General features: G+C 74.9%; 12 protein-coding genes. All 12 read left to right on the top strand.

The features are described from left to right. Window positions 1-66: 66 nt before the first annotated feature. Window positions 67-1323 carry a helix-turn-helix domain-containing protein gene (locus AB0F82_RS02850; protein WP_362623118.1) on the top strand — a complete coding sequence of 419 codons (1257 nt, stop codon included), beginning with the start codon at window positions 67-69 and terminating at the stop codon, window positions 1321-1323. A gap of 242 nt (window positions 1324-1565) precedes the next feature. Next, a complete protein-coding gene (locus AB0F82_RS02845) occupies window positions 1566-2090 on the top strand; it encodes a cobalamin B12-binding domain-containing protein (protein ID WP_362623115.1) in 525 nt (174 codons plus the stop codon). An 80-nt stretch (window positions 2091-2170) separates the two neighbouring features. Beyond that, the gene (locus AB0F82_RS02840; protein ID WP_362623435.1) at window positions 2171-3589 is read left to right on the top strand and encodes a methylaspartate mutase; all 1419 of its coding nucleotides are present in this window, start codon (window positions 2171-2173) and stop codon (window positions 3587-3589) included. Then, a complete protein-coding gene (locus AB0F82_RS02835; protein ID WP_362623112.1) occupies window positions 3586-4614 on the top strand; it encodes an asparagine synthetase A in 1029 nt (342 codons plus the stop codon). The genes AB0F82_RS02840 and AB0F82_RS02835 overlap by 4 nt, the downstream gene beginning before the upstream one ends. Beyond that, complete coding sequence (locus AB0F82_RS02830) at window positions 4611-5885, top strand: glutamate synthase-related protein (protein WP_362623110.1); 1275 nt, start codon at window positions 4611-4613, stop codon at window positions 5883-5885. Before AB0F82_RS02835 ends, AB0F82_RS02830 begins: the two co-directional genes overlap by 4 nt. A 209-nt stretch (window positions 5886-6094) precedes the next feature. After that, window positions 6095-10897: an amino acid adenylation domain-containing protein gene (locus AB0F82_RS02825; RefSeq protein WP_436842024.1), complete on the top strand. Its 4803-nt coding sequence runs from the start codon at window positions 6095-6097 to the stop codon at window positions 10895-10897. Between the two features lie 58 nt (window positions 10898-10955). Beyond that, on the top strand, window positions 10956-15461 hold the full coding sequence (locus AB0F82_RS02820) for an amino acid adenylation domain-containing protein (RefSeq protein WP_362623104.1): 4506 nt from the start codon (window positions 10956-10958) through the stop codon (window positions 15459-15461). A gap of 863 nt (window positions 15462-16324) precedes the next feature. Beyond that, window positions 16325-18139 carry a non-ribosomal peptide synthetase gene (locus AB0F82_RS02815; RefSeq protein WP_362623102.1) on the top strand — a complete coding sequence of 605 codons (1815 nt, stop codon included), beginning with the start codon at window positions 16325-16327 and terminating at the stop codon, window positions 18137-18139. Then, entirely contained in the window at window positions 18136-19035 is a 900-nt protein-coding gene (locus AB0F82_RS02810) for a thioesterase II family protein (RefSeq protein WP_362623100.1), read from the top strand. Before AB0F82_RS02815 ends, AB0F82_RS02810 begins: the two co-directional genes overlap by 4 nt. Next, entirely contained in the window at window positions 19035-20255 is a 1221-nt protein-coding gene (locus tag AB0F82_RS02805; protein WP_362623097.1) for a cytochrome P450, read from the top strand. Before AB0F82_RS02810 ends, AB0F82_RS02805 begins: the two co-directional genes overlap by 1 nt. A gap of 121 nt (window positions 20256-20376) precedes the next feature. Continuing rightward, entirely contained in the window at window positions 20377-20589 is a 213-nt protein-coding gene (locus tag AB0F82_RS02800) for an MbtH family protein (RefSeq protein WP_030652389.1), read from the top strand. 8 nt (window positions 20590-20597) lie between these two features. Then, window positions 20598-21596, top strand: a complete 999-nt coding sequence (locus tag AB0F82_RS02795; RefSeq protein WP_362623432.1) for a TauD/TfdA family dioxygenase — start codon at window positions 20598-20600, stop codon at window positions 21594-21596. The last annotated feature ends 4 nt before the right edge of the window (window positions 21597-21600 follow it).

Raw genomic sequence — 21600 nt, 5'->3', positions numbered from 1 at the left:
GGGCCGTACGGCCGCCGGGCCCCTCGGTCCCCGGTACTTGGCCAACCCACGGAAGGTGGACTAGGCATGCACGGTGTTACGTCTCTGCAGTCGGCGACGGGCTTCGGCGAGCTGCTCAGGGTCCGGCGCGAACGTGTCGGGCTGACCCAGCAGGTGCTCGCCGATCACGCGACCCTGAGCGTGCGGGCGATCCGCGACATGGAGAGCGGGCGGGTGCAGCGCCCCCGGCAGGAGACGGTCCGCCTGCTGGCCGACGCGCTGCGGCTGGAGGGCCACCACCGGTCGCGTTTCGAGGCGGCCGCACGCCGGCAGGCGCTCCTGGAGGAGCCGCGCGACGAACCGACCGCGCCACCGGTCGCCCGGGGCGCGATCGTCGGCCGGGAGCTGGAGGCAGAGGTGCTGACCGACGCCCTCGCCGTGCACGGCGACCGGCTGGTCACCGTGGCCGGCCTGGGCGGGGTCGGCAAGACCCGGCTGGTCCTGGAGGTCGCGAGACGGCTGCACCTCGCCCCGGGGTGGTCGGTGCGCTGGATCGACTGCGGCCGGCAGCCCGCCGCCGGACTCGAACGCCGCGCCGACCTCGCCCGCGCGATCGGGGAGCGGCCCACCCTGCTGGTGCTCGACGGCGCCGGCACCGGCGTGGACACCGCCCTGCTCGACGAACTGTTCCACCGCTGCCCCGGCCTGCGCGTGCTGATCACCGCCCGGGTGGCGCAGCCGCTGCCCGGCGGGCAGGTGATTCCGCTCGCCCCGCTGCCCACCCCCGGTCCGGAACTCGACCACGACCCGGTGGCGCTGGCCGAGGTGGGCGCCGTACGGCTGCTGCTCTCCCACCTGCGCCGACTGCGGCCCGGCTTCCGACTGGAGCCCGAGGAGGCCCCGGCCGTGGCCTCGATATGCCGTCAGCTCGACGGGCTGCCGGGGGCGTTGGAGCTGGTGGCGGGCTGGTCGACGGTGCTCTCCCCGCGCCAGCTGGTGGCGCGGCTGACCGACGGGCCGTTCCATCTCGCGCCGCCCCCGGCGGGGTTCGGCGGCAGGGCGGACGTGGGGGCGGCGCTCGGAGCCGCACTGGACCGGCTGACGCCGGCCCAGCGGGACCTGCTGGAGCGGCTCGCGGCCACCCCGGGGGACTGGTCGGGCGAGGACGCCGTCGAGCTGAGCGGCAGGCCGCCGCAGGAGTGCCTGGCGGCGGTGCACGAGCTGCTGGCGAGCGGACTGATCCGCGGCGTCCCGGCCCGTGACGGCGTCCGGTTCACCGTGCTGAACCTCTGCCGGCGGCTGTGCGGCACCGGCGTGTACGCGGAGCTGGCGGCGGCGAGCTGAAACCGGACCCGCGGTCTCCCGCGAGGCCGCGCCCGCCGTCCCGTACGCCCGCTGCGGCCTGGGCCGATACTGCCCGCATCCTGCCGGACGAGCTGCCGGTGCGGTGTCCGGAACCTCCTTAGCGTTCTGTCCACGGCCGGGCGAGCCGGACCCGTACCGCGGAGGTCCGACCCGACCGGGCACCTGGAGTCCCGCCCCTGGCCGGGGCTCCCCACCACCTACCGACACAGAGGGTTTGCGCCGTGGAGCAGCATGCCGTGGAGCAGCACGGAAAGGCCGAGCCGACCGGTCTGGACGTCGTCGTGACGACCATGGCCTCGGACTCGCACACCTGGAACCTGGTCTTCCTCCAGCTGCTGCTGGAGGAGCTCGGCCACAGGGTCACCAACCTGGGCGCGTGCGTGCCGGACGAGCTGCTGGTCGCCGAGTGCCGTCGGATCGAGCCGGACCTCATCGTCCTGAGCAGTGTCAACGGGCACGGCTACAACGACGGACTGCGGGTGGTCGAGGCGCTGCGCGCCCGCCCCGAACTGGCCCGCACGCCGACCGTGATCGGCGGCAAGCTCGGGATCTCCGGGTCCGGCACGCCGGCCCGGCAGCGGGCGCTGCTGGCGGCGGGCTTCGACGGGGTCTTCGAAGAGGGCGGCTCGGTGCTGGAGTTCCAGTCCTTCGTCGGTTCGCTGCCCGGCGCCGCGTCGCGCACGCTGCCCGCCGTGGCCGACGGGTCCAGGGCCGCGCTGCCCGCCGGGTCCGGGGTGTTGCTGTGACCGGCTACGGGGGCGGGGCGGGGGGCGCTCCCGCCGTGCGACCGGAAGTCCCTGCCTCCCCTGCCGCCTTTGCTGCACCTATCGCCCCTGCCTCCCCTGCCTCCCCTGCCGCCTCCGCCGCGCCCGCCGCCCCGGCGTCCGGCTTCGGCGCCTTCGTCGCCCGGTCCCGCGCTGCCGGTGCCCTGGTCGTCCAGCCCCGGATGGGCATGGCCGATCCGCTGCGGATGCGCGACGGCCTGCGGGCCACCCGGGACGCGGACGCCGTCTCAGTCGGCACCATCACGCTCGACAGCTACACCCGCACCGGCGACCTCGAAGCCGTCCGGCGCGCGCTCGCCGAGGGCGTCGCCCTGAACGGCTACCCGATCGCCACCCACCCCGCCGACACCACCCGCGCGGTCCTGCACGGCATCGCGGACGCCCACTTCCCGGTACAGGTCCGGCACGGTTCGGCGATGCCCGAGCACATCGTCCGGGCGCTGCTGGCGGTCGGCCTGGACGCCACCGAGGGCGGCCCGGTCTCGTACTGCATGCCGTACAGCCGTACGCCGCTGCGGGAAGCGGTCACCGCCTGGCAGCGCAGCTGCGAACTGCTGGCCTCCACGCGTGAGTACGGCGCCTCGCCCCACCTGGAGACCTTCGGCGGCTGCCTGATGGGCCAGCTCTGTCCGCCGAGCCTGCTGATCGCGGTCAGCGTGCTGGAGGCGCTGTTCTTCCGGCAGCACGGGCTGACCTCGGTCTCGCTCAGTTACGCCCAGCAGGCCGATCCGCGCCAGGACGAGGAGGCGCTCACCGTACTCGGGAGGCTGGCCGGCGAACTGCTGCCGGACGTCGACCACCACGTCGTGCTCTACGCCTACATGGGCGTCTTCCCGCGCTCACCCGGCGGGGCCCGCCTGCTGCTGCAGGACGCGGCCCGGCTGGCGGTACGGGCCGGCGCGGCCCGGTTGATCGTCAAGACCACGGCCGAGGCCCACCGCATACCGACCGTCGCCGAGAACCTCCGCGCCCTGGAGACGGCGGCCGCGGCCGCCGCCGACGAACGCGCCCGCCCGGCGCTGACCGCCGGCGCGCCCGGCCCGCACGCCGCCGACACCGGCATCGAGGCGGAGGCGCGGGCCCTGATCGGCGCCGTGCTGGAGCTGGACGCGGACGTCGGCCGGGCGCTGGTACGGGCCTTCGCCGCCGGCTACCTGGACGTCCCCTACTGCCTGCACCCCGACAACGCCGGCCGGGCCCGCACCTCGCTCGCGCCCGACGGCCGCCTGCTCTGGTCGAGCGTCGGCTCGATGCCGATCGCCGGACTCGCGGACGGCGGTGGCCCGCGTCCGCCGATCCTCGGTTCGGCCGGGCTGATCTCGGCGCTCTCCCACGTCCAGCGGACCTACGACGACCGCGCCGCCGACCCGGCCCGCGCACCCCTGCCTGCGCCACCCGTGCCCGTTCCGCCACGTACGACGTCCACGCCACGACGAGAGTTGGGACTGACCACACCATGACCACCGACGGGCCCACGGCCCCCGCCGCCTCCGCCTCCTCCTACGCCTGCGCACCGATCCCGGATCCCGGGCGCCACCTGACCGCCCCGACCACGCGCAGCGCGCTCCGGATCCAGCACCAGCTCCTCTTCGCAGCCCGCGAATTCCTGCGCGGTGCCGGCTTCACCGAGTTGCTCCCGCCGATCATCGGGCCCGTCACCGACCCCGGCTCGCGCGGCTCCAAACAGGTCGACGTCGACTTCTACGGACACCGCTACAAGCTGATGACGAGCGCCATCCTCTACAAGCAGGCCTCGCTGCTCGCCTTCGACAAGATCTTCTGCATCGCCCCCAACGTCCGGCTGGAGCCGCTGGAGACCGCAGGCACCAGCCGCCACCTGGCCGAGTTCCACCAGCTCGACGTGGAGATGGCGGGTGCCACCAGGGACGACGCCGTACGGCTCGTCGAGGAGCTGGTGGTGCACATGGTCGACAGCGCGGTCCGTGAGCTGCCGAAGGAGTTCGCCGAACTGGGCCGGGACGTCGACGCCTTCACCGAACTGCTGAAGGGCTCGTTCGGCCGCATGCGGCACGCCGAGGCCGTCGCCGAACTCCAGGGGCTCGGCCACCCGCAGAGCCCGGACGCAGAACTCGACTGGGACGGCGAGGCGTTGCTGTCCGCACGGCGGGACCGGCCGTTCTTCGTCACCGACTACCCCAAGGGCTCACGCGGCTTCTACGACCGGGAGGATCCCGAACAGCCCGGCCTGCTGCGCAACTTCGACCTGGTCGCAGCAGAGGGCTACGGCGAGCTGTGCAGCGGCAGCCAGCGCACCAACGACTACGCGGAGATCGTCACCCGGATGCGGGAGACCGGCGAGAACCCGCAGAAGTACCGCTGGTACCTCGACCTGGTCCGCGAGGGGGTGCCCGGCAGCGCCGGCTTCGGCATCGGCGTCGAGCGGCTCACCCGCTACGTCGCCGGGCTGGACGCCGTCTGGCAGGCCAGCGCCTTCCCGAAGCTCGCCGGGGTGGTGTCGCCGTGAGCGACCTCTCGGCACCCGGCTTCCCCGAGGAGGAGGTCCGGCGGCGCGCCCGGGCCGGCGCGGCGGCGGCGTTCCCCCCGCCCGGCGAGTACGGCCGGGTCCTGTTCGGTGCGGAGCACGGCGGCGCCCGGTGGTCGGACGGCGGGCACGACCCGCTCGACACGCTGCGGATCACCCCGCCGGTCCTCATGCCGCAACGGCTCGCCCGGCTGATCGACCTCGGCCGCGAACCCGACTACCGGGACGTGGAACTCACCACCGCCATGGGCGGCTTCACCTCCGCGCTGCCGGTGTACGTGTCGGCGCTCGGCTCCACCCGTGCGGCCGGCGGCGATCTCGGTCTCGCCCTCAGCCGGCAGGCGGGCGCGCTCGGCATCCCCATGGTGATCGGCGAGAACGTGGTCCCGGTGAACGGCTACGGCAGACAGGGCGAGCCGGCCGATCGGGCGCTCCTCGGCCGGCTCCGCGCCTACGCCGAGCAGCTCCCGGACGGGCGGGGCGGGGTCGCCGTGCAGCAGTCCACCGAGGACGCCGACGCCGAGGTGTGGAACCTCCTCTACAGCGACCCGGCGGCGCTGCCGCTCCTCGAATCCGGGCGGCTCGCCTTCGAACTCAAGCTGGGGCAGGGGGCCAAGCCGGGCCTCGGCGGGATGACCGTACTGGACGCGGAAGCCGCCGCCCGGGTCGGCGACCGGTACGGGCTGGACGACGTGTTCGGCGACGGCCGGGTGCTGCGCTCCAGTACGCCCGGCACCTTCACGGCGGAGATCCTGCGCCAGCAGGTCCGGCTGATGCGCAACAACTTCCCCCGGGCCCGGGTCTGGGTGAAGCTGCATCCGGGCCGGGACGTCGCCGAGGCCGCCCGGGTGGCCGCCGAGGCCGGGGCGGACGCCGTCACGGTGGACGGCGCCGAAGGCGGCACCGGCTGGGCGCCGGAGGCCTTCCCGGCCCAGGTCGGCCTGCCGCTCGGGGAGTGCCTGCGCCGGCTGGCGGCCGCCGGGCCGCCGCCCTGCCTGCTGGTCTCCGGACGGATGTGGGAGGGCGGCCGCGCGGTGAAGAGCCTGGCGCTGGGCGCCCGCGCGGTGGGGCTGGGCCGGGCGGCCCTGCTCGCCACGGCCGAGGACCCGCAGACCGGGCTGATCCGGTTCACGGAGTGCCTCGCGCTCGAACTCCGAATGCTGATCAGCGCCCTCGGGAAATATGCTCCGGCCGCGCTCGACCGGGACGACGTATGGGCCCCGCATTTCCCTGGAATTCCCGCCGCCGGATAGAATCGAATAGCAGAGAAGGCTTTTCCCGCAGCCCGTCCAGGTGCCTTTGTGTGCCTTTACGGGCTGTCGTGTCTGCACGTCATCCGCATGATTCGAGCGGCAGTTGAAACTGCCGATCGCCTTCCGGGCAATCTGCCGATCGGCCCGGAACGGCGGGCCTATCGTCGAGACCACTACCCGCAGCGTCGTTAATTCATCGGGGTTGGATGATGGAATCTCGCGGTTTGCCCTTCATATCCGTCGCACGCCGGTTCCCGGACCGCCCGGCCCTGAGGCTGGGCGCCCGGACCGTCGCCTACCGGGAGCTGGACGAGCTGAGCGGCGCCCTCGCCGCCCGGATCGCCGCCCGGACCGCGCCCGGCGCGACGGTGGCCGTCACCGGCAGGAACCGGCTCGACCACGTGGTCGGCCTGCTCGCCGCGCTCCGCGCCGGCGCCACCTACCTGCCGCTGGACCGGGAGGCTCCGCAGGAGCGCAACCGCTGGATCCGTGCCGACGCCGGCGCCGCCCTCGCCTACGCCGACGGCGAACTCGACCCGGCCACGGACCCGGCCCCGGCCACGGCCCCGGCCACAGGCCCGTCCACGAGCCCGGCCGACGCCCCGGACCGGCAGGGCCGCGACTGCGCCGCGGGTTACCTCGTCTACACCTCGGGCACCACCGGCCGCCCCAAGGGCGTGCACGTCCCCCTCGCCGCGCTGACCGCCCACCTGGCCGCCGCCGTCGAGTCCTTCGGCCTCACCGAGGACGACGTGGTGCTGCACCTCGCCCGCCCGACCGTGGACGTGGCCGTCGAGCAGGTGCTCACCGCACTCTCGGTCGGCGCCTGCGTCGTCGTACCGGAGGAGCAGCTCCTCGCTCCCGCGGCCCTGCTGGAGCTACTGGACGCCGAGCGGGTCACCGTCGCCAACCTCGCCGCCGGCTACTTCCAGGAGGTGGTGGCCGCGCTGCGCGAGGACGCCCGCCCGCCGCGCACCCTCCGCCTGATGATCTCCGGCAGCGACAGGCTCTACCCGGCCGCCGCGGCCCGCTGGCGGGCCGGCACCGGGGTGCCGCTGCTCAACGCCTACGGGCCCACCGAGACCGTCGTCACCGCCACCGTCCACGAGCCGGCCGCCCCCGCCGCCGGCGGGGCCGAAGCCGGGGCCGAGGCCGACACGGTGCCCATCGGCCGGCCGCTCGGCGGACGCCGCGCGTACGTGCTGGACGACCGGCTGCGGCCGGTGGCGCCCGGCGACTCCGGCGAGCTGTACCTCGGCGGCCCGGTGCAGGCCTCCGGCTACCACGGCCGCCCGGGCCTGACCGCGGGCCGGTTCGTCGCGGACCCCTTCGCGCCGGAGCCGGGCGCCCGCATGTACCGCACCGGTGACGTCGTCCGGCGGTCCGGCACCTACGCCCCGCTGGAGTTCGTCGGCCGTACGGACCACCAGGTGAAGGTCCGCGGCTTCCGGGTGGAGCCCGGCGAGATCGAACAGGTCCTGGCCGGGTACCCCGGCGTTGCCGCAGCGGTCGTGGTGGCGTACGAGGGCCGGCTCGCCGCGTACGTGACCGGCTCCGGCAGCGCCGCCGACGCTCCCGATCCGGCCGTGCTGCGCGCCCACCTGGCCGAGCGGCTCCCCGAGCACATGGTCCCCTCGACCGTCACCCCGCTGGACGCCCTCCCGCTGACCGCCGGCGGCAAGGTGGACCGGGCGGCGCTGCCCGAGCCCCGGGCCGACGCCGCTGCGCCGCCCGCCGCCCGCCGAGCCCCTCGCACCCCCGCCGAGCAGCTGATCGCCGCCGTCTGGGCCGACGTACTCGGGGTGCCCGAGGTAGGCGCCGACGACAACTTCTTCCACCTGGGCGGCGATTCGCTCACCGCAGTGCGCGTGGTCGGCCGCGTCTTCGACGTGTTCGGCATGATCTCCCCGTACACGATCTTCGACGCGCCGACCCTCGCCGAGTTCGCCGCCGCGGTCACCGCGGCCTCGGACGACGGCGAACGACCGGCCCTGGCCCGGGCCGGTGCCACCGAGGCGCCGCTCGCGAACTTCCAGCGCGGACTGTGGTTCCTGGACCAGTGGAACCCCGGCGCGCCCACCTACATCGTGCCCTGGGTGTTCCGCTTCGCCGGACCCGTCGACCCCGAGCTGCTCCGCCGGGCCCTGGCCGGCGTGGTCGACCGGCACGAAGCGCTGCGCACCACCTTCGAGCTGGGCGAGGACGGCCCCCGGCAGGTGGTCCACCCGTCCGTGGACCTGCCGTTCACCGTCGAGGAGACCACCGCCGCAGCACTGGACGACCTGCTCGCCGAGGCCGCGCTGGTGCCCTTCGACCTGGAGAACGGGCCGCTGCTGCGCGCCCACCTCTACCGCACCGGCGGGACGTCCACCCTGCTGCTGCTCTGCCACCACATCGTCTGGGACGAGGGATCGCTCCCCGTCCTGGAGACCGAACTGGCTGCCCTGTACGCCTCCCTGGCCACCGGCCGGCCCGCCGGCCTTCCCGAACTCGCGATCCAGTACGCCGACTACAGCACCTGGCAGCAACAGGACGCCACCGCAGAGCGGCAACTCGACCACTGGCGCGAACACCTGCGCGACGCACCCACCGAGCCCCCGCTCCCCACCGACCGGCCCCGCCCCGAACTCCAGTCCTTCCGCGGCGCGTTCCACCGGTTCGCGATGCCCCGGCCGGTCGCCGAGGCCGTCCGGGCGCTGGCCCGCAGCGAGGACGCGACCCCGTTCATGGTGCTGCTCGCCGGGCTCGCGCTCACCCTCCACCGGCGGACCGGCCTGCGCGACCTCGTGCTCGGCTCCCCGGTGAGCGTCCGCGGCCGCGCCGAACTCGACGCCCTGATCGGATACTTCGTCAACCTGCTGCCCCTGCGCGTCCGGCTCGACGAGGGAATGGACTTCCGCGACCTGGTCCGCCACGTCCGCGAGGTGGCCATCGACGGCTACCGGCACCAGGAGGCGCCGTTCGACGCCATCGCGGGCGCCGTCATGGAGGAGCGCCCCGACGACCGGACCGAGGACCGCAACCCGCTGTGCCAGGTGCTGCTGGAACTGCACCCGCTGGACGACCGCCCGCTGACCATCGGCGGCACCCCGGTCACCCGCGAGCTGCACTCCAACCCGGTCTCCCGCTTCGACCTGTCGATCTCCGTCGACGACCGGGGCACCGGCTTCACCGGCCGCTTCGAGTACGACTCCGACCTGTTCGACCCCGCCACCATGGCCGAGCTGTGCGAGGCCTGGCTCGGCACCCTCGCCACCGCCGTCGAGGCGCCCGTACACGCGCTGTTCGAGGACCGGGCCGCCCGCGCCCCGCATGCCCCCGCCCTGGTCTGCGGCGAGGACCGCCTCGACTACGGCACCCTGAACGAGCGCGCCAACCGCCTCGCCCACCACCTCGGGGCCTTGGGCATCGGCCGCGGCGACACCGTCGCCGTCCTGGTCGAGCGCGGACCGGACCTGGTGGTCGCCCTGCTCGCCGCGCTGAAGGCCGGCGCCGCCTACACCCTGCTCGACCCGGACTTCCCCGCCGAACGGCTGGCGGCCGCGGTCACCGAGAGCGGCGCCGCGCTGCTGATCACCCACCGCGAGGCGAGCCCGCCGTTCCCCGTCGCCCGCCACCTCGACCTGGACGCCGCGGCGGCCGCCGTCGCGGGCCGCCCCGGCCACGACCCGGGCCTGCCGGTCACCGGCACCGACCTCGCCTGCGTGATGTTCACCTCCGGCTCCACCGGCCGCCCCAAGGGTGTCGCCGTCCCGCACCGTGCCCTCACCGCCACCTACCTCGGCCAGGACTACGCCCGCTTCGGACCCGACGAGGTCTGGCTGCAGTGCTCACCGGTCTCCTGGGACGCCTTCGCCCTGGAGCTGTACGGCGCGCTGGCCTTCGGCGGTGTGTGCGTGCTCCAGCCCGGCCAGCGGCCCGACCCGCAGGCCGTCACCGAACTCACCCGCCGGCACGGCGTCACCCAACTCCAGCTCTCGGCAAGCCTGTTCAACTTCCTGCTGGAGGAGTTCCCGGAGACCTACGACGACCTCAAGGTGGCCTTCACGGCCGGCGAGCGGGCCTCCGTCACCCACGTCGGGAAGGCGCTCGACCAGTACCCGGACCTGGTCGTCGCCAACGGCTACGGCCCGGTCGAGAGCCTCGGCCTCACCACCTGCCACCGCGCCACCCCCGAGGACGCCGCCGGCGCCTCCATCCCGATCGGCCACCCGCTGCACGGCAAAGCCGTCCACGTCCTCGACGCGCGGCTGCGGCCCGTCCCGGAGGGCGCCACCGGCGAGCTGTACGCGGCCGGCGGCGGACTCGCCCTCGGCTACGTCGGCCGGCCCGGGCTGACCGCCGAGCGGTTCGTCGCGTCCCCGTTCGGCCCGCCCGGCGAACGCCTCTACCGCACCGGCGACCTCGGCCACCGGACGGCGGCGGGTGTGCTGGAGATCACCGGCCGGATCGACGACCAGGTGAAGATCCGCGGCTTCCGCGTCGAACCCGGCGAGATCGAGGACGCCCTCACCCGCCACCCGTCCGTGGGCGAGGCCGCCGTCAGCGTCCACGAGCCCGCCCCCGGCGACCGGCGGCTCGCCGCCTACGTCACCGCCGCCGCCGGTGCGACCCGGGCGCCCGACCCGGACGCCCTGCTCGACCACCTGGCCGGGCTGCTGCCCGAGCACATGGTGCCGGCCACGCTCGACGTGCTGGACGCGCTGCCGCTCAACCAGAACGGCAAGGTCGACCGCCGGGCCCTGCCCGCCCCGGCCGATCGCCCGCCAGCCGGCTCTGCCGACCCGCTGACCCGCGACCAGCGGCTGGTCGCCGACGCCGTGCGCGACGTCCTGAAGCTGGCCGAAGACCTCGGCCCGGACGCCGACTTCTTCCGGATCGGGGGCAACTCGCTGGCCGCCGTACGGGTCGCCATGCGCCTCTCCCAGGAGACCGGCATCCGGGTTCCGCCGCAGGTGGTCTTCCGCGGCCGGACCGTCGGGGCCATCGCCGAACGGCTGGCCCCGCGATGACGCGACCGGCATCCCGCCCACCCGCCAGCCCGCCCGTACGACCGAAGGGAACGAGGCCGTGAGCCCGTCCGCCGACCTGCCCGCCACCGCGACCGCCGACCCGGGTGCCGTCCCGCCCGCCGGTGTGCTCCGTACCGCCCCGGTCACGGGCCTCCAGCGCGGCCTGTGGTTCCTCGACCGGTGGAACCCGCGGGCCGCCACCTACACCACCCCCTGGACGTACGACGTCACCGGACCGCTCGACCTCGTCCTGCTCCAGCGGGCCCTGGACGGCGTGACCGCCCGGCACGAAACGCTGCGCACCACCTTCGCCCTGCACCCCGAGGGCCCGCGCCAGTACGTCCACGCCGACCTCGCCGTACCGCTCGCCGTCACAGACCTCCGCGCACTACCCGAGGACGAACGGGCCGACCGTGCGGAGCAGCTGATCGCCGCGCGCGCGGCCGAGCCGTTCGAGCTGGCCACCGGACCCCTCCTGCGCGCCGAGGCGTTCCGGCTCGCCGACGACCGCACCACGCTCCTGTTCGTGGTCCACCACATCGTCTGGGACGGCTGGTCGGCGGAACTCTTCGACCACGAACTCGCCGAGCTCTACCGTGCGTCCGCCGAGCGCCGGGCCCCCGTCCTGCCTACGCTCACCACCCAGTACGCCGACTGGGCCGACGAGGAACAGCACACCTCCTACGAGGAGCACCTCGCCCACTGGAAGCAGACCCTCGACGGCGCACCCACCCTGCTGGAGCTGCCCGGCGACCGGCCCAGACCCGCCGAGCGCAGCCACCGCGGCGCCACCGAGCCGTTCGACCTCACCCACGGCACCGCCGCCCGGGTCAGGGAACTCGCCGAACGGGAGGGCGTCACCCCGTACACCGTCCAACTGGCCGCCTTCGCCCTGCTGACGGGCCGCTGGACCGGCAGCGACGACCTCCTCGTCGGCACCCCCGTCACCACCCGCAACCGCCCCGAACTGGCCGACCTGCTCGGCTACTTCGTCAACCTGCTGCCCCTGCGCGTCCGGCTCGCCCCCGACGCCACCTTCCGCGGGCTGCTCGCCGACCTCCAGGACGGCGCCTTCGACGCCTTCGGCTACCTCGACGTCCCCTTCGACCAACTGGTCGACCTGCTCGGAGCCACCCGCACCCCGCAACACCCGCCGCTGGTCCAGGTGGTGTTCGGCGCCCACACCGAGGACACCACGCCGCTCGCGCTCGGCACCGGGGTCACCGCCCTGCGCACCGTCCGCTCCAACGGCACCAGCAAGTTCGACCTGACCTGGTCCGTCTTCGAGGACACCGCCGGCGGCGTCCTGCGCGGCGAAGCCGAGTACAGCACCGACCTCTTCGACGCCGGCACCGTACGCCGCCTCGCCGCCGACTACGCCGACCTGCTGGACGCCGCCCTCGCCGACCCGGACGCCACCGTGCTCCGGCTCACCACGGCCGGGCCGCCGCACCGCCCCGCACGGCTCGCCCCGGGCCACTGCCTGCACCACCTCTTCGAGCGCGCCGCCGACGCGTACGGGCACCGGCCCGCCGTGAGCGATCCGGACGGCACCCTCGACTACGCCGAACTCGACCGCCGCGCCAACCGGCTGGCCCACACCCTCATCACCCGCGGCGTCCGCCCCGGCGACCGGGTCGGGCTGCTGCTGGAACGCACCACCGCCGTGCCCGTCGCGATCCTGGCCGTGCTCAAGACCGGGGCCGCCTACGTACCGGTCGACCTGGCCGCCCCGGCCGACCGGGCGGCCCTGGTCTTCGGCGACACCGCCGTCACCCTGGTCCTCACCGACCGGCCCGACCGCGCACCCGACGGCCCCTGGCAGACCCTCGACCTCGACGCCCACGCAGGCGAGATCGCCGCCCACCCGGCCGTCCGGCCCCCCGCCGCCGGCCGCCCCGGCGACATCGCCTACCTCATCTTCACCTCCGGCTCCACCGGTCGCCCCAAGGGCGTCGCCGTCGCCCACGAACACGTCAGCCGCCTCCTCGACTCCGGCCGGGAACACTTCGGCTTCGGCCCGGACACGGTCTGGACGCTCTTCCACAGCTACGCCTTCGACTGGACGGTCTGGGAGCTGTGGGGCGCCCTGCTGCACGGCGCCCGCCTCGTCGTCGTACCCCACCTCACCAGCCGCTCGCCCGACGAGTTCGCCGGCCTCCTCGACGAGGAACGGGTCACCCACCTCTGCCTCACCCCCTCGGCGCTGCGCCAGCTCGAACCGGCACTGCGCCGCCACCCCCGCGCCCTGCCCGCGCTGCGCTGGATCATGCTCGGCGGGGAGGCGCTCGATCCCGGCGTGGTCCGGCGCTGGCACGACCTCGACCCGCTGCCGTCCGCCCGGCTCTGCAACCTCTACGGCATCACCGAGACCACCGTGCACGTCACGACGCACGACGTCGCCGAAGGCGGCGCGGGCTTCGAACGCAGCCTCGTCGGCGAACCGATGCCGCACCTCACCGCTCTCGTCCTCGACGACTGGCTGCGCCCCAGCCCGCCCGGTGTCCCCGGCGAGCTGTACATCGGCGGCGGCAGCCTCGCGCACGGCTACTGGAGCCGCCCCGGCCTCACCGCCGGCCGCTTCGTCGCCGACCCGTACGGGCCGCCCGGCGCCCGGCTCTACCGGACCGGCGACGTCGCCAGACGGCTGCCCGACGGCGGCCTGGAGTACGTCGGCCGGGCGGACCTCCAGGTGAAGCTGCGCGGCTTCCGGATCGAGCTCGGCGAGATCGAGAACGCCGTCGCCGCACACCCCGAGGTGGACGCCTGCGCGGTCACGGTGCACGACGACCGGCTCGCCGCGTACGTCACCGGAAGCTGCCGGGCGCAACCGGCGGACCTGCGGGCCTTCCTCGGCCGCTCGCTGCCCGAGTACATGATCCCGGCGAGCGTCACCGTGCTGGACGCGCTGCCGCTCACCGTCAACGGCAAGGTCGACCGGGCAGCGCTGCCCGACCCCGACCGGGCCGCGCCCGGCACGGCCAGCCGGCACGTCGAGCCGCGCACACCGGAGGAGGAGCTGTTCGCCGGAGCCTGGAGGGAGGTGCTCGGTGTCGGCGGGATCGGCGTCCACGACGACTTCTTCCACCTCGGCGGGGACTCCATCCGCGCCGTCCAGCTCGCCGGGGCCCTGCATGACAGGGGCTGGCAGGTCACCCTGCGGGACGTCTTCAACGCACCGACCGTCGCCGAACTCCTGCCGCTGGCCCGGCCGGTGGCCGCCGACCCCGCCGCGGACCGGCCGTTCGCGCTGATCGCCGAGGAGGACCGGGCCGAGCTGCCGCCGGGGATCGCCGACGCCTACCCGATGGTCTCGATGCAGCTCTCCATGGTCTTCCACATGGAGGTCGCCGGCGGCACCGACAGCTACCACAACGTCAACTCCTACCGGATCACCGGCGACCTCGACGAGAGCGCGCTGCGGCGCTCGGTCGAGGAGGCCATGGCCCGGCACGCCGTCCTGCGCACGGGCCTGGACCTGTCCGGATACGGCGAACCGCTCCAGCTGGTGCACGGCACACTGCCCGCACCCGTCGAGTTCGCGGACCTGCGGGGAGCCGGCCCGGCCGAGCAGGACGACACGGTCCGCGCGGTCTTCGAACACCACCGGGACCGGCCCTTCGACCTCGCCGAACCGCCGCTGTTCCGGATCACCGTCCAGCGGCTGGCGGACGACGCCTTCCAGCTCACCATCTCCGAACACCACGCCATCCTCGACGGCTGGAGCTTCACCTCGCTGCTCACCGAGATCCTCGAACGGCACACCGCACTCACCGCCGACCCGGCCTCCGCGTCCGTCCCGCCGCCGCGCACCGCCTTCCGGGACTTCGTCGCCGTGGAACGCGAGGCAGCCGCCGACCGGGACTCCCTCGCGTACTGGCGGAGCCGGCTCGACGGCGCCACCGGTCAGCTGTGGCCGGGCAGCGAGGACGTCCACGAACTGCCGCGCACGGTGGAGCGGGTGCTGCCGGACGCTCCCGGGCAGCTGCGCACGGTCGCCGACGCGCTCGGCGTGCCGGTCAAGTCGGTCGCGCTCGCCGCCCACCTGTACGCGCTGGCCCGGATCACCGGGCGCCGCCGGGTCACCACCGGGCTGGCGATGAACGGCCGGCTGGAACGGCTGGGCGGTACGGAGGTGTACGGGCTGTTCCTCAACACCGTGCCGCTGGTCGCGGAGCCGGACGGGGACGACCTGGCCGCGCTGGTACGGCACGTGCACCGGGAGGAGCTGGACATGATGCCGCACCGCCGGGTGCCCTTCGCCCGGCTGGCCCGCATGATGGCCGACACCGCGCTGGACAGCCAGTTCGGCTACCTGCGGTTCCATGCGCTGGGGCGGCTGAGCGCCGCCCGGATCGAGGACGGCCGGATCGGCTGCGAGCCGACGCTGCGGCACGAGCCGAACAGCTTCGCCTTCGGCGCATCGCTGATCCAGGACCCGGTGTCGCAGCGGGTGCTGCTGGCGGTGGACCACCGGCGGACGCTGGTGGACGACGCCACGGCGGACCGGTTCATCGACCACTACGCGGAAGCCTTGGCCCGCCTCGCGGCCTCCGCCACCTGACCGTGCCGCGCCCCCGCCCGAACCGCTCCACCGACCGGCCGCGGGCGCCCGTACCGGGGCCCTCCGCACCCGCCGCCGACCGCCCCGGGGCCAACGCCCCGGGCCCCGCAGGGCCGACCGCCGGGGGCACTGCTCCTACGCCGCCGGGCCCGCAGGGCCGGTCCGGCTAACCGGCCGGTGCGGAACCGCGGGGCACCGGGCCATCGCGCCTGCGGGCGGCGGCGTCCGACCCCTGAGGGGACCGGGTTGCGGAACCCGTCCGGGAGGCCCGTGCCGGGGCCTCCGGCCGACACTGCGGGGACGGACTCGGGCGGGCCCGGGGACGTGGAGCCGGTACCGCGGGCCGTCCCGCCGGCGGCGGGTGGCGCCGGGCCCTGGGGCCGGCGGCGCAGGGGCGGTACCGCCCCGTCAATGCGGGGACGCCGGGTCCGTCCGGGCGGTCCGGGTGGGGCCCGACCGGGGGGTCGCCCCTCGGGTGGAACCTGGCGGTTCCGTGCGGGGTGCTGCTCCGGCGTCCGTGGGCACCGCGCCTGCGGGTGGTTGGTGCCGATCCCGGCCGGGGGCGGGTCCGGGCAACCGGTCCCGCCCCCGGGGGACGGATCCGCAGGCCGCGCCGCCCGCTCCGGCCGGGGTCGGTCGGTACCACCCCGCACTGCGCAATGCCGGGTACGTCCGGCCGGGTCGGGCCCGTGGCAGCGGGCCACCGCTGCGGCGGTGGCCACCCGCCGCCGTCCGGCCGGGCCCGCCCGTGCGGAGTACGTACCAGCAGGCCGCCCGCCTGTGGATACGGGCGCGGAGTTCGTGCCCCCATACAGCTTGATTCGTCCAGTTCATACCAAACCGAGACGCTAGGAGTGCCTCGCATGACCACCTTTGCCGAGCCGTCCACCACCTCCGCCTCCCCCTCCACCGTCACCGCCGACCTGCTGGCCCGGCTGCGCGGCGTCGTCGACGCCCATCCCGGGCGGGTCGCCGTGCACGCCGTGGACGGGCGCCTCGACTTCGCCGAGCTGGACCGGCGGTCCGCCGGGCTGGCGCGCGCTTTGCGGGGGGCAGGAGTACGGCGGGGGAACCGGGTCGGGGTTCACCTCGCCCGGACCTCCGACCTGCCGGTCGCGCTGCTCGCCGCCTGGCGGGCCGGCGCCGCGTACGTTCCCCTCGACCCGGCCTACCCCGCCGAGCGGATAGCCTTCATGGCCTCCGACGCCCGCCTCGCCGCCGTCGTCAGCGCCGACGCCGAGCCTCCCGTACCGGCCGGCGTACCGGTGCTCCGGCCCGGCGCCCACGCCGACGGGGACCGGTCGCCCGAGTTCGCCCCGCACCCGCTCGACTCCGCCTACGTCATCTACACCTCCGGCTCCACCGGCCGCCCCAAGGGGGTGGAGGTCCCGCACGGCGCCGTCGCCGACCTCGCCGCCGCCCTGGAAATCAGCGGCGCCTACCGCCCGGAGCCCGGCGTCGTCGCCTGGAACGCCAGCGTCTCCTTCGACGCCTCCGTCCAGCAGTGGATCCGGATCTGCCGGGGCGACACGCTGGTGGTGATCGACGACACGCAGCGGGCCGAACCGGCCCGCCTCGTGCGGCTGCTCGCCGAACACGGCGTCACCGACCTCGACCTGACCCCCTCGCACTGGCAGCTGCTCCGCGAGCCGCTGGCCGGCGCCCGCGTCCCACGCCTGTTCATGGGCGGCGAGCCGGTCCCCACCCGGACCTGGAGCGAACTGGCCGATGCCGGGATCGACGCCCTCAACCTCTACGGGCCCACCGAGTGCACCGTCGACGCCGTCACCACCCCGATCACCGGCCCCGGCCCGCACCTGGGCGAACCGCTGCCCGGCGTACGCGCCTACCTGCTGGACGCCCGCCTCGCCCCCGTGACGGCGTCCGGCGCGGTCGGCGAGCTGTACCTGGCCGGGTCCGGCCTCGCGCACGGCTACCCGGGCCACCCCGGCCTGACCGCGGGCCGGTTCCTCGCCGACCCGTTCGCGCCGGAGCCGGGCGCCCGCATGTACCGCACCGGCGACCAGGTGCGCCGCTCCGCCGACGGCCTGCTGGAGTACGTCGGCCGGGTGGACCGCCAGATCAAACTGCGCGGCTTCCGGATCGAGCTCGGCGAGGTCGAGCACGCGCTGGGCGCCCTCGCCGGTGTCACCGCTGCCGCGGTCACCCTGCACGAGGCCGCGCCCGGGGACCACCGGCTGGCCGGCTACGTCACCGGAGCGGCCGTCCGCCCCGCCGACCTGCTGTCCGAGCTGCGCCGTACCCTGCCCGCCCACCTGGTGCCGTCCACCGTGACCGTCCTGGACGCCCTGCCGCTCACCCCGAACGGCAAGGTCGACCACGCCTCGCTGCCCGCCCCGGCGGCGGCGCCGGCCGCGGCCGAACCGATGACCGTGCGGGGCGGGGTCGACGAGCAGGTCGCCGAGGTGTGGCGCACCGTGCTCGGCGTGCCGGACGTCGAGCAGAGCGACGACTTCCTCTCCCTCGGCGGCCACTCGCTCGCCGCCCTGCGCGTCGTCCACCTGCTGCGCCGCAAGCTCAACGTCGAGCTCCAGCTCCGCGACCTGCTGGACGCGGCCGACCTGGCCGGCTTCACCGCCGCGGTCCGGCGCGCCGCCGCGGCCGGCCCGGCCGCCGCCCGCCCCGCCCTCACCGCCCGCCGCGAGGCCGTCCGATGACCACCGCCACCACTCCCGCCGCGCGGACCGCGCGCCCCCGGGTCGAAGGGGACTGGCTGTTCGTCCCCGCACCCCAAACCCACCGCCCGGTAAGGCTGTTCTGCTTCCCGCACGCCGGCGGTGACGCCACCGCCTACACGCCGCTCGCCCGAGCCCTGGCCCCCGTGGCCGAGGTCTGGGCGCTGCGCCCGCCGGCCCGGGGCGGCCGCAGCCGGCACCCCATGCCGCCCGACTTCGACAGCCTGGCGGCCGCTGTCACGGAGGCGATGGCCCCGCACCTGACCGGCGGCGACGGCGGCCGGTTCGCCTTCTACGGGCAGAGCTTCGGCGCGCTGCTCGCCTACGAGGTCGCCCGCGCGCTGCCCGCCGACCGCCGTCCCGAGCTGGTGGTGGCCGTGGGCGCGCCGAGCCCCGCCGAGTGGAGCGAGCGCGAGACACGGGACCTGGACGCGACCGAACTCCTCACGCTCACCGGGCTGGAGGAGTCGGTCCGGGCCCACCCGGACCTGGTCGAGCTCGCCCTCGGCGCCATTCGCGCCGACCTCGCCGTCAGCGCCACCTACCGCCACCGGCCGCACGCGCCGATCGGCTCCGCGATCCACGCACTGGCCGGCGCCGACGACCCGATGCTCGCCACCACCGGTCTCACCGGCTGGGCCGCCCACACCCGCGGCGCCTTCGACCACCGCGTCGTCCCCGGCGGGCACCTGCTCGCCACCGTCGACCGGCCCGGACCGGCCGACCTCCTGACGTCCCTCCTGGCCTCCGGCCCGACTTCTCACCCGAGCTGTCACCCGAGCTCTCGCCCCACCTCTGGCCCGACCTCTGGCCCGACCTCTCTCCCGGCGGACCGCCCGGTGCCCGCCGCGCCCCGCCCCGCCTCCAGGGAGCAGTGATGCTGACCACCGCCACCGCCACCGCCGGTACCGCCACCGTCACCACCGGCACCGGGGACCTCACCGACCCCGACCTGTGGGCCCGGCCCGGCACTCCCGCCCTGATCGCCGAGCTGCGCCGCGAGGCGCCCGTACACCGCACCGAGACCGTCGACGACGGTCCGGTGTGGTCGGTGCTGACCTACCGGGAATCGGCGGACGTACTGCGCAACGCGGCCGTGTTCAGCTCGGAGTCCGGCTCGCTGCTCGGCGCGGGGGAGGGCAACGTGCCGGTCGGCTCGGGCCGGATGATGGCCCTCACCGACCCGCCCCGCCACCGCGAACTGCGCGCCCCCGCCAACCCGTTCTTCTCCAAGGGCGGGGTGCGCGGCGCCGCCCGATCGATCGCCGAACGGGCCGGCGAGCTCTTCGACCGGGCCGTCGAGCAGGGCGACGTGGACCTCGTCGACGTGGTCTCGGCCCTCCCGCTCGCGGTCATGTGCGATCTGCTGGACGTGCCCGAGAAGGACCGCGACATGGTGGTCAGGGTCTGCGACGTGGCCTTCCTCGGCCGCACCCCGGAGGAACGCCGCGCCGGACACCAGAGGTTGATCCCCTACCTGATGCACCAGGTGATGCTGCGCCGCGCCGACCCGCGCGACGACCTGATCTCCATGATGGCCACCTACAAGGTCGGCGGCCGGCTGCTGCCGATCGAGGACGTCGTGCTCAACCTGGACAACATCGTGGTGGGCGGCGTCCAGACGGTCCGCCACACGGCCGCCATGGGCCTGCACACGCTGGTCCAGCGCCCCGACCTGTGGCGCAAGCTCCAACAGGGCGAGGTGTCCATGGACTCCGCCGTGGATGAACTCCTGCGCTGGACCTCCGTGGGGCTGCACACGCTGCGCACCGCCACCCGGGACATCGAGCTCGGCGGACGGCAGATCCGCCGCGGCGACCGGGTCGCGGTGTGGGTGTGGTCCGCCGACCGGGACCCGGAGGCCTTCGAGCGGCCCGAGGAGATCCTGCTCGACCGCTCGCCCAACAAGCACCTCGCGCTGGGCCTCGGCGCCCACTACTGCATCGGCGCCCCGCTGGCCAAGGCCGAGCTGGGCGCCCTCTATTCGGCCGCGCTGGAGAAGGCCGCCGCCATCGAGCCGACCGGGCCCGTCACCTACAACCGCTCGATCATCAACTTCGGCCTCGACCACTTCCCGGTCCGCCTGACCCCCCGCTGAGCCGGGATCCGGCAGTGCCGCAACTGCCGCTCACCTGCCGGAGCTTGTGCCGCTCGGGCCGGTACGGCGCCCATACCTTCGAATCGCACCCCAGAGCACCTCTCACGCTACGGAGACCACCATGAGCAACCCGTTCGAGGACGACAACTCCGGCTACCTGGTCCTGGTCAACGACGAGAACCAGCACTCGCTCTGGCCGGTCTGGATCGACGTGCCGGCCGGCTGGACCACCGTCCACGGCGAGGCCCCCCGCCAGGAGTGCCTCGACTGGATCGAGACCAACTGGACCGACATCCGCCCCGCGAGCCTGCTCGCCACCCTCGACCAGCGGTGAGTGACGCCATGCCGAACTGGGAGCTGAACCCCGGCCGCCCCGCCCTCACCCGCGTGCCGGCCACCACCGACCTCGCCGAGGCGTGCGCCTGGCTGCGCGAGAACGAGACCGCGCTGACCGCCGCCCTGCACGAGCACGGCACGATCTTCCTGCGCGGACTGCCGGTGGCCCAGGCCGCCGACGTCGCCGCCGTCCGCGACGTGCTCCTCCCCGAGCCCACTCCGTACCGGGAGAAGGCCACCCCGCGCAGCGACTTCGGCGACGGCGTTTTCTCGTCCACCGACCTGCCGCCCGCGCAGTCGATCCGGATGCACAACGAGAACAGCTACACCCTGACCTTCCCCGGCCGGCTGCTGTTCGCCTGCCTGACAGCCCCCGCGGCGGGCGGCGCCACCCCCACCGCCGACGTCCGCAAGGTCCTCGCCGCTCTCCCCGCCCACCTGGCCGAGCGGGGCCGGTCCTCCGGCTGGACCCTCACCCGCAACTACTCGGACTACATCTCGCTCGGCTGGCGCACCGCCTTCGGCACCGAGGACCGCGCCGACGTCGAGCGGTACTGCCGGGAGAACGGCATCGCCTGGGAGTGGCAGCCGGACGGCAACCTGCGGACCAGCCAGGTGCGTTCGGCCACGATCCACCACCCGCAGACCGGCCAGGAGGTCTGGTTCAACCACCTGGCCTTCTGGAACGAGTGGTCCCTCGACCCGGACATCCGCGAGGCCATGGTCGAGGAGTTCGGACCCGAAGGCCTGCCGTTCAACACCGGTTTCGGCGACGGCGAACCGCTGTCCAGGGAGGACGCGGACGCCCTCAACGCCGCCTACGACGCCGCCACCGTCCGCGAGGCCTGGCAGGTCGGCGACGTGATGCTGGTCGACAACGTGCTCTGCGCACACGGCCGCGACCCCTTCGGCGGCGACCGGAAGATCGCCGTCGCGATGGGCCGCCCCGTCGACCTCTCCGACTGCCGTCCCACGGTGCGCCCGACGACCGCAGTCCCCGCCTGACCAT

This window comes from Streptomyces virginiae (assembly GCF_040638905.1).
GTDB classification, from domain to species: domain Bacteria; phylum Actinomycetota; class Actinomycetes; order Streptomycetales; family Streptomycetaceae; genus Streptomyces; species Streptomyces virginiae_B.
Note: the sequence above shows the minus strand (reverse complement) of the source record. Positions and strands in the feature narration are given on the sequence as shown.